Source organism: Candidatus Burkholderia verschuerenii, from assembly GCF_001189365.1.
Taxonomy (GTDB): domain Bacteria; phylum Pseudomonadota; class Gammaproteobacteria; order Burkholderiales; family Burkholderiaceae; genus Caballeronia; species Caballeronia verschuerenii.
The window spans coordinates 1-10100 of record NZ_LFJJ01000203.1 but is presented as its reverse complement, the minus strand read 5'-3'; the positions used below and the strand labels follow the sequence as shown (position 1 = coordinate 10100).

The following is a 10100-nucleotide window of genomic DNA, read 5'->3' as shown; positions in this document are numbered from 1 at the left end:
GCATCGAGCGCTATGTCGCACGCTACAACCAGCACAACCGTCCATTTGTCTGGACCGCAACCGCCGATTCCATCCTTCAGAAAGTGGCTCGGTTATGTAAAGTTATTTCTGGGACGGAACACTAGCAGCATGCGTTTGGGTCGATTCATGCGTTTTCTCCAGAAACAAAATCAAGCCGCGCGACTTGCTTAGCGCGAGTAATCGATAAAGGACGCCGCGCTCCTTGCAGTGCGGCGAATTTCTTACGAATTACTTTCGCAGAAAAAGTTCAGCTAAGTCTAGAGAAATAAATATGTAAGATTATACGCTTAAATAGTGCATAGACCGCTATTCGATGCTTAAGCGCCTCTGCTAATCTTTCGCAAAGCCCTAAGCATTCGAGCACGATGGATCATAAAAAAACGCAATTCGCCGAACTCGACACCTGGCCTTATCCGGTGCGCATCGAATATGAATGGATACATCCCGAACGCGCCGATGCACCGATCGCGGTATTTCTGCACGAAGGGCTGGGCTCCATCGCGCTATGGAAAAGATGGCCGCGTTCGTTATGCGATCGCCTGAATTGCCGGGGACTGGTTTATTCGCGCGCGGGTTATGGCCGCTCGACGCCACGTCGTGCCGATGAAAAATGGCCCGTCGAGTTTTTGCATCATCAGGCGCGCGATGTCTTGCCCGCCTTGCTCGATGCCTTGACTATCGATGCGACAGAACGCGCGCGCATGCGTCTGATCGGCCATAGCGACGCGACGGCGGCACCATCGCCCTGCTCTATGCGTGCGCGTTTCCCGATGCGCTGGCCGGCGCGGCCATCATGGCGCCGCATGTGCTGGTCGAAGACATGACGGTCAACGCTATTCGCGAAGTGCGCGCGACTTACGCAAGCAGCGGCTTGCGCGACAAGCTCGGGTCCTATCACGACGACGCCGATTCCGCCTTCTACGGATGGAACGACGCATGGCTGATGCCCGCGTTCCGCGAGTGGAACATCACGCGCGAATTGTCGACGATCAGCCGCCCGCTACTGGCCATTCAGGGACACGGCGACGAATATGCATCGATGGTGCAGATCGACGAGATCAAACGCGCCGTGCCTCACACGCAGTTGCTCAAGCTGGACGATTGCGGACATTCACCGCATCGCGATGCACCCGATGCGGTGAACGATGCCATTGCCGCATTTTTCTCTTAGCGCTTGATGCCTTAGATAGGCTCGGCTTAGCGTGGGCCGGCTATGCACCCAAAGGCGCGATGCAAGCCATGAAGCCGGACGATCGCGCACTTCAAGCCGGTTGATGGAGCGTTCATTCGCTTGTGCTTTAAGAGACGCGCGCGCATTCGTGCCGACGTGACAGGTATAGAAATGCCTGAAGCCCGCATCGCGCGCGACTTCGCGATAGTCGTCATCGTAATAGCCTTGCGGCCAGCACAGATGGTCCGATACCTCGCCCAAGCGCTGCGCCAAGGTCTCGCGCGACGCGCTCAAATCATCCTTGAGGCAAGCGCGTTTTTGTTCGCGCGATGTCATCACCTGATCCCAGCGCACATGCGTATGCGTGTGGCTATGAAACTCGAAGGTGCCGGCTGCGCGCATCGCGTCGATTTCCGACCAGCGCAGCGCGACATCGTCGGTGCGGCCCGCTTCGATCGCGCGCTCGCCTGCGTGATGATCGAGTAAAGGCGGCAATGCATCGGGCGTGGCGTTCGCGGCGTGGGGACGCACATCGCCCGCGCCGGGCCAACTGCTGACGAGAAAGCACAGCGCGGTGAATCCATGACGCTGCAAGACTGGGTGCGCGTGCACCCAGTTGTCGAGGTAGCCGTCATCGAAGGTGATGACGAGCGATTTCTCCGGCACATCCTCGCCGCGCATGAACGCGGCGAGCTGCGCCGCGCCGATCGTGCGATATCCCGCGCTCGCGAGATACGCCATTTGCGCGGCGAAGTGCTGCGGCGCGACGGTGATCATGCTCGGCGACGTGCTGACGTGGTGGTACATCAACACGGGCAAGGCGCGTGCACGCCGGCTCATTGGCGATGTCCCCGCTAGCGCAACGCGCGTCGATAGAACAGCGAGGTTTCGTAAGCCATGTCGCCGATCGTGAAGCCGCGCTCCGTGATACGCAGGCTTTCCTCGCGCAGACGCTGACGCAACTCGGGATCGTCGATCATGCGTTTGAGCGCCGCGCGCAAGGCCAGCGGATCGCGCGCGGGCACCAGCAGTCCATTGACGCCGTCCTGGATCAGTTCGGGCACGCCGTCCACGCGCGTGCCGATCACCGGCAGGCCTGCCGCCATCGCTTCGATAAAGGCCTGCCCCAAGGCTTCCTGATGCGTCGGCAGCACGAACATGTCGCTGCCGCGAAAGATGTTGGGCACATCGGTGCGAAAGCCCAGCATGTGAATGCGCTGCTCCAGACCGAGACTGCGCACGATGCCCTTGATCCGATCGAAGGCGGGGCCATTGCCCGCCATCACGACGTGCAGATTCGGATATGCATCGAACAACGGTTGCGCGGCCGCGATGAGATCCTCGTGACCTTTCTCGTCGCGCATGATCGCGACCATGCAGGCCACCGTCGCGTCCGCGCCGAGGCCAAGTTCGGCGCGCAGCGTCGAGTTCGACAGCAGTTCGGGCTTGGGAATGCCGTCGTAGATGGTCTGCACGCGCTGTTCGTCGACGCCCGCCGAGATCAGATAACGCCGCACGTAATGACTCACCGCGATCACGCGATGCGGAATCCACGTATAAGTCGCCAGCGAACTGATCGGCAGCGCCAGATGCCGCGTGCGCACGATCAGCGGCGTGCCCGCGAGACGCGCCGCCGAGCCCGCGACAAGACTATCGTGGCCGCTGTGCGTGTTGACGACATCGAACTTGCGGCGCTGCAGAAGCGCCTTGACGCGCACCATCGAACGCATGTCGCCGCCGCCTCGCATGCGCGCGTGATGCACCGCGAAGCCCAGTTCCGCGCAGCGGATGCCAAGACGCGCATCGCTCGGACAAAGCAATTCGACGGTATGGCCGCATTCCCGCAGTGCGACCATCTCCTTCAACGTGCGGATTTCCTGACCACCCCAACCCTTCGACGACTCGCTATGCAGGATCTTCAAAGACTCACCTTCCACTTGCACCCGGCCTAAAAGCGAGCCGGAAATTTTTGGTAATAATCGAAACGCCTTTCTTTCCCTGTGTCATTCGTAAGGGATTTTTAATGGATTGCCGACAAGCCTTGAACAGGCTTGCCTTAAGCGGTCGGGCGGTCGTGCTGGCGAGCGTCGTTCGATACGCTACGGCTGGCGGCCTCAAAACCGCTTCAAAACGGCTGATCGACAGGCTTCGGCTCAAGCGACGGGAAGCCCTCGCACCTTTTAACGACGCGGCAGGCCTTTAGTTGACACCGCTAAAACATGCATGGGAGAAACACCAATATGCGCGGAGGTAATACTTTCTACTTCTAAGTAAAATGATCGACGCTGTTAAGTGTTTCCTTAGCAATGCGGCTTAAGCTCATGCCTATGCGCTGCCCAAAACGAGCCGCGATCTTAGCGCGAGTCCGGGCAACAGCATCGCCATACCTAACTAAAAAGCAGGTGCATAAGCAAGCTCTAAGAAAGCTTCGAGCGCGCAAACGATTGAACCTTGCATGACATGCCCGGCTTTATTTGTAATGTTGCCGACAGCATGTCGATGCTAAAAGAAGCGCGCCTGCTTACCGCTCAAGCCGCATCGGACGTCTTCGCCGATGCCTCTTGCGCGCGCCTCAAACGCTCGCGGCTATTGGAAAGATGCATGCGCATCGCGGCGCGCGCGGCTTCGGGATCGCGGCGTTCGATGGCATCGTAGATATCTTCGTGCTCGCGGTTCACGCGATCCAGATAGCCCGAAGGATCGTTGTGCGCGAGCGCCGCCGAATTCACCCGCGTGCGCGGAATGATGGTGTTGCCGAGCTGGCTCAGGATGCTATGGAAATAGCGATTGCCCGTCGCCTTGGCGAGTTCGAGATGGAACGCGACATCGGCGGCGACTGCATTGCCGGTTCCTTGCGCGATATGCCGTTCGAACTCGTCGAGCGCGTGGTGCATCTGCGCGAGATTTTCGTCGGTGCGGCGCATGGCGGCGAGTCCTGCCGCTTCCGCTTCGAGGCTGATGCGCAATTCGAGAATGGCCATCACGTCGCGCACGGTGAGTTCGCCCGCGGCCTCGATCTGGAACCGATCCTGATCGCCGGCCTCGAGCACGAAGGTGCCGATGCCGTGCCGCGTCTGCACCAGACGCGCCGCCTGCAAGCGCGAGATCGACTCGCGCACCACGGTTCGGCTGACGCCGAGTTGCGCCATGATTTCCGATTCGGTCGGCAGCTTGTCGCCCGGTTGAAGCGCGCCGCCGCGAATTCGCTCGGTCAATTCGGCGACGACTTCTTCAGTCAGATTGCGGGAGCGGCGAAGCGAGTCGGAAGCGAGGGCTGATGACATTGCAGGACCGGTGAATGAGTGCTCGATGAAGGGATTATAGGGCCGCGCGCAGCTTGTACGATGACACATATCCGCCATGTCGACGGAAGCATGCCGAAAGCCTTTGAGAAAAATTGCCAGCTTTAGCCAAAAAAACCTTGCCCGTCATAGCATTAGGGCCAAACCAAAACATTGAAAAACCGTTTCTTGCGGCGTAAAGTTCATGTACCGCATGAAGTGAATGCACGACGCCCTAGCCGCTTAAGCCGCGCAGGTCTTAAGCGTGGTCGTGCAACTTCGCAGGAAGTCACTTTCGAATCAGGCTCGTGAATCCCACGCCGCATCCGTTGGATTCGCCATCATCTCGCGCGCTCATGAGCCATCGTTGCGGTGTTCGCAGGGCATTTCGCATGAAATAAGCGGAGCAATACGCGGCAAGCAAGGAGACGAGTAATGATGCGTGAAGTAACCGGGGCGTTTTTCGGCGCCCGCAGGCTGGATGAAGCGTTGGAAGACTTGAGAGCGGAAGGCATTGCGGGCGATCGCGTGCGGATCACGGACATCAGCAGCATGTCGGACAGCCGCACCTATCTTTCGCGCAGCGCCAGTTCGCCTACGCAGTGGATCACCGCCGAATACGCCGGCTTCGATGAACCAGCCGGTTTTGTGGCCGAGCCTGTCGTATCGATGGGTATCGAAGCGTCGGACGACGATATTCTTCCCGATCTCGATCGCGATTTCATCGATGAAACCGAGTCGCTTCATATGCTCACGCGCGTGATGGTCAGCATCCGCGATGAATCGGAGATGCGCGCGGTCTGCGATATCTTCTCCCGCCTGGGCACGGACGATATCGACGCGGAAAGCGCCACGGTCTGACACCGCGGCGCTTTTTGCTTTACCAGCGGCGCTTACTGCGCCGTATCGGCAGCGGGCTTGGCTTTCTTCTTGTGCTTGAAGTGGAAGCCACCCTTGTGCGTGCTCGTCGTTGCGGACGTATTGTCGCCACCCATCGTCGGGCCGGCGGTTGCCGCACCGTGGGCGTTGCCGCCGCCCGATCCGCCATTGCCGTTCCCGCCTGCGCCATCGCGCCGGTCGCACCCAAGGTCACGCTGCTCGTCAGCACGACCAGTGCCATCAGTTTGCCGATCCTCATGTTTCGCCTCTTTGCCTGAGTTGAGTTGCGCTAATCGCCGGGCGCGGCAGCGTTGTGCTTTTCGCATGCAAAATGCGTTAGACAATCGCCGGACAGTTGCATGCTGCATGCAAAATACCAACCCAATGGCATGCCGCGTGCTGCCGTCTCGCTTTCCGACCGTGCCCTTTCCTTTCCATCAGCCGAACATGGATGCTCGCCACCACGCCCTTCGCTCTTCTGAACGTTCGCATCGCGACGAGGCTCCGACTACGTCCTCAGCAGGTTTCGTGCGCGTTCGCGGCGCACGCGAACACAATCTCAAGAATGTCGATGTCGACGTGCCGCGCGATGCGCTCGTGGTCTTTACCGGTGTCTCCGGTTCGGGCAAATCATCGCTTGCATTTGGTACTTTGTATGCAGAAGCGCAGCGTCGCTATTTCGAGTCGGTCGCGCCGTATGCGCGGCGGCTGATCGAACAGGTCGGCGTGCCGGAGGTCGATTCCATCGAAGGTCTGCCGCCCGCCGTCGCGCTTCAGCAGCAGCGCGGCACGCCCAGCGCGCGCTCGTCGGTCGGCAGCGTCACGACCTTGTCGAGCCTCGTTCGCATGCTGTATTCGCGCACCGGCAGTTATCCCTCGAATCAGCCGATGTTCTATGCCGAGGACTTCTCGCCGAACACGGTTCAGGGCGCGTGTCCGGTCTGTCATGGACTCGGCCGCATCTACGAAGTCACCGAAAAGTCGATGGTTCCCGACGACACGCTGAGCATCCGCGAGCGCGCCATCGCCGCATGGCCGCATGGCCGCCTGCATGGCATGGACAAAACTTGCGCGATATTCTGGTGACGCTCGGTTACGACGTCGATACGCCGTGGCGCGATCTGCCGAAAAAGCAGCGCGACTGGATTCTCTTTACCGAGGAAACGCCGACCGTGCCGGTCTACGCCGGACTCACGCCGAAGGAAACGCAAGCGGCGCTCAAGCGCAACGCGGAACCGAGCTATCAGGGCACCTTCACCGGCGCGCGTCGCTATGTGCTGCACACATTCGCGCATACCCAAAGCGCGCTGATGAAAAAACGCGTCTCACGCTATATGGTGGGCAGCGATTGCCCGTCGTGCCACGGCAAGCGACTGAAAAAGGAAGCGCTGTCGGTGACCTTCGCGGGCCTCGATATCGCCGCATTCTCCGCCTTGCCGATGAATCGCCTCGCCGCGCTGCTCGCGCCGATCGCGCGCGGCGAGTGGACCGATCATGCATCGTCCGGCGATGAAGCCACGCTCACCCGGAGCGCGCGCCGAGCGGCGACGGCCCAGCGCGTAGCGTCGGGCGGCTCGGCGCACAAGGCATCGCCCGATGTGCGGCGCACGCCGAATCTCTCGAACGAAAAGCGCGCGGCGGCGGAACGCATCGCGGCGGACTTGCTCGAACGGCTCGGCACGCTGATCGATCTCGGGCTCGGCTATCTGTCGCTCGATCGCGCGACGCCGACGCTGTCGTCGGGCGAACTGCAGCGCCTGCGGCTCGCCACGCAACTCGCGTCGCAACTGTTCGGCGTCGTGTATGTGCTCGACGAACCATCGGCCGGTCTGCATCACACCGATAACGAAGCGCTGTTCGCCGCGCTTAAGCGTTTGAAGGCGGCGGGCAATTCGCTCTTCGTGATCGAACACGATATGCAGACGATGCGTCGCGCCGACTGGCTGGTCGACGTCGGTCCCGCAGCGGGCGAAGGCGGCGGCCATGTGCTCTACAGCGGCCCGCCCAAAGGACTCGCGAAGATCGAGGCATCGCAGACGCGCATCCATCTGTTCGCGCAGGATTCGCGCATCGCGCATGTGCCGCGCACGCCGCGCGGCTGGCTCGCGATCGAAGGCATCACGCGCAATAACCTGAACTGGATCGATGCCGCGTTTCCGCTCGGCTGCTTCACCGCCGTCACGGGCATATCGGGTTCGGGCAAGTCGAGTCTCGTGAGTCAGGCGCTGCCGGAACTGGTCGCCGCGCATCTCGGCCGCTCGCTCGACGATGCCGACGACGAGGAACAGGATCCGCTGCTCGCCAAAAAAGAAGCGCCGGTGGGCGGACGCATCGTCGCGGGTATGGAGACGGTGAAGCGGCTCGTGCGCGTCGATCAGAAACCGATCGGCCGTACGCCGCGTTCGAATCTCGCGACCTATACGGGTCTGTTCGATCACGTCCGCAAGTTCTTCGCGGATACGCCCGCTGCACGAAAACGCCGCTACAGCGCGGGGCGTTTCTCGTTCAACGTGGCGCAAGGCCGCTGCCCGACTTGCGAAGGCGAAGGCTTCGTCAGTGTCGAGTTATTGTTCCTGCCGAGCGTGTATTCGGAATGTTCGACCTGCCACGGCTCGCGCTATAACCCGCAGACGCTCGAGATCACCTGGCACGACAAGAACATCGCCGATGTGCTGGCGATGAGCGTCGACAGCGCCTGCGAATTCTTCGCCGATGAACCGATCGTGATGCGCGCGCTCACCGTGCTGCGCGATATCGGCCTCGGTTATCTGAGGCTCGGCCAGCCCGCGACCGAACTGTCCGGCGGCGAGGCGCAGCGCATCAAGCTCGCGACCGAATTACAGCGCGCGCATCGCGGCGACACACTTTATATCCTCGACGAACCGACGACCGGTCTGCATCCCGCCGACGTCGACCGTCTGATGGCGCAGCTACAAGGCCTCGTCGATGCGGGCAACACCGTGGTCGTCGTCGAGCACGATATGCGCGTGGCCGCGCAAAGCGACTGGGTAATCGATATCGGTCCGGGCGCGGGCGAGGACGGCGGCACGCTCGTCGTCGCGGCGACACCCGATGTCGCGGCGAAACATCGCGCGAGCCGCACGGCGAGTTATCTGCGCGAGGCGCTGTAACGCTCAAGTCACATTCAAGCCAACGTATGCGCCTCGCCGTACACGGCATCGAATAATGCTTCGAGCATGGGATGCACGCCGCGCATTTCGTCCACCACGCGTCGCGCCCAGTCGAAGTATTCGAGCTTGCGCGGCGCGTCCCAGTCCGCGGGCGGCAGCGCCACGATATCGCGCAGATTGCATATCTTGTCGGCGAGCTTGACGAGCTTCGCGCCTTCGCTGATATGCCGCGCGAGCTCGACCTGCAGACGCTTGCGCTCGTCCTTCGACAAAGATTTGTCATCGCTCACTTCGGCGACGATCTTCGCCACTTCGTGACCGAAGCATTGCATGAGCTCTTCATGCGAGGTATCCGTGTCTTCGAGCGTGTCGTGCAACACGGCGGCGATCAGCACGGTCTCGTCCGTAATGCCGCCTTCGTTGGCGAGCACGTTCGCCAGTGCGATCGGATGATTGATATAGGGCGATGCCTGCGCGTCCTTGCGACGCTGATTGCGATGCTTCTCCGCTGCGAACGCGATGGCGCTGATGATTCGATTCACGCGTGATGTCCTCCGGTGCGCGTCGTGCGACGCGAACCGTCAGTTTAAAGGCATCGCGCGCGTGTCACTGTCGCAAATGTTCGATACCCTCAATACAGGCCGATCCATCGCCACACATAAAAGCGCGCATCGCCGATGATCTCGTGCAACGCGCTGTTCGAATCGATCCACCCTTCCGGATGCGGCACCCACCACGATTTCGGATGACGCAGATACGCCACCGCCGGCTGCGGATGGATATCAAACGCTTCGAACGACAGCAACGCGCGATTCATATGCAGTGACGAAGTGATGACGATCGTCGTATCGTATTGGCACGACCGTAGGATCTTGTACGTATTGCGTGCGTTCTCGTAAGTATCAAGACTCTGGTCTGCGAGAATCAGGTCGTCGCGGTTAACACCCGCGTCTATGAGTAGTGGCGCATAGATCGCCGCTTCCGATTGTTCATGATGCTGAGGATTGCCGCCGCTCATGATGACCTTGCACGACTTGCCTTCCGCGACGCAGCGCTTGTAAAGCTCGCCCGCGAGCGTGATGCGCGTGCCGGCATCGTCCTTGGGCACGAGACGATGCTCGCTGTCGTAAGCGGTGCCGCCGCCGAGCACGATGATCGCGGTGCGCGGCGCGATGCGCGGCGTGAGCATCGCGTACTGCCCGACCTGAGCCGCCTGGATCAATGGCCCCGCGAGCCAGCTTCCCAGCAGCCAGAACACGAAGCCGGTCAGGAAGAAGATGGCGACCCGGCGTTTCTTCCAGACGATGAACAGCGCTACGAACACGATCAACAGGCAGAGCAGAACCAATTCAATCCTCGTCGATGAGTTTTCAAAAACCTTTCAATTGTGCATGGAAATTGCAAGGTGCGGTTTTTGGTTCGATCGTTCGAACGGGCAAGCCACGGCAGGCGGTAGTCTGAACGAAATTCACTGAAGAATGCGTGGGCGACCTAGGCTCTGTTCACATTTGAAGAAATGTGTTTACATCTCATCTTTTGCGTAAGCGATCAAGATGAGTCGAATGTTGCTGACCGATGAGATATGGGGACGACTGGAGTCCATTGTTCCGGGTAAGC

Annotated in this window: 7 protein-coding genes and 3 pseudogenes; 4 read left to right on the top strand and 6 right to left on the bottom strand. The window is 60.5% G+C overall.

The genetic code is table 11. The features are described from left to right. Both BVER_RS34505 and BVER_RS24645 read left to right on the top strand, forming a co-directional pair. Window positions 1–125: pseudogene (locus BVER_RS34505) on the top strand (IS630 family transposase); the annotation flags it as partial. Window positions 126–386: 261 nt separating this feature from the next. Then, window positions 387–1192: pseudogene (locus tag BVER_RS24645) on the top strand (alpha/beta fold hydrolase). Here BVER_RS24645 and BVER_RS24640 read toward each other — a convergent pair. The 3 genes from BVER_RS24640 to BVER_RS24630 all read right to left on the bottom strand — a co-directional run bounded on the left by BVER_RS24640 (window position 1133) and on the right by BVER_RS24630 (window position 4476). Further along, the gene (locus tag BVER_RS24640) at window positions 1133–2032 is read right to left on the bottom strand and encodes a polysaccharide deacetylase family protein (protein WP_050455514.1); all 900 of its coding nucleotides are present in this window, start codon (window positions 2030–2032) and stop codon (window positions 1133–1135) included. The pseudogene BVER_RS24645 and the gene BVER_RS24640 sit on opposite strands and share 60 nt — an antisense overlap. Before the next feature lie 14 nt (window positions 2033–2046). Then, window positions 2047–3114 (bottom strand): glycosyltransferase family 4 protein, encoded by a 1068-nt coding sequence (locus BVER_RS24635; RefSeq protein WP_050455513.1) that lies wholly within the window; start codon window positions 3112–3114, stop codon window positions 2047–2049. 606 nt (window positions 3115–3720) lie between these two features. Then, window positions 3721–4476, bottom strand: coding sequence for a FadR/GntR family transcriptional regulator (locus BVER_RS24630; protein ID WP_050455512.1), 756 nt, complete (start codon window positions 4474–4476; stop codon window positions 3721–3723). A 432-nt stretch (window positions 4477–4908) separates the two neighbouring features. Here BVER_RS24630 and BVER_RS24625 point away from each other — a divergent pair, with 432 nt between their 5' ends. Next, window positions 4909–5334 carry a hypothetical protein gene (locus BVER_RS24625; protein WP_050455511.1) on the top strand — a complete coding sequence of 142 codons (426 nt, stop codon included), beginning with the start codon at window positions 4909–4911 and terminating at the stop codon, window positions 5332–5334. A gap of 32 nt (window positions 5335–5366) precedes the next feature. Here BVER_RS24625 and BVER_RS32860 read toward each other — a convergent pair whose 3' ends face one another. Continuing rightward, complete coding sequence (locus BVER_RS32860) at window positions 5367–5678, bottom strand: hypothetical protein (protein WP_198155353.1); 312 nt, start codon at window positions 5676–5678, stop codon at window positions 5367–5369. 121 nt (window positions 5679–5799) lie between these two features. Here BVER_RS32860 and BVER_RS24620 point away from each other — a divergent pair. After that, a pseudogene (locus BVER_RS24620) lies at window positions 5800–8483 on the top strand (excinuclease ABC subunit UvrA). Window positions 8484–8497: 14 nt separating this feature from the next. Here the strand turns inward: BVER_RS24620 and BVER_RS24615 are convergent. Next, complete coding sequence (locus tag BVER_RS24615; protein ID WP_050455510.1) at window positions 8498–9025, bottom strand: HD domain-containing protein; 528 nt, start codon at window positions 9023–9025, stop codon at window positions 8498–8500. An 89-nt stretch (window positions 9026–9114) separates the two neighbouring features. After that, window positions 9115–9831: a YdcF family protein gene (locus tag BVER_RS24610; RefSeq protein WP_050455509.1), complete on the bottom strand. Its 717-nt coding sequence runs from the start codon at window positions 9829–9831 to the stop codon at window positions 9115–9117. Between the last annotated feature and the right edge of the window lie 269 nt (window positions 9832–10100).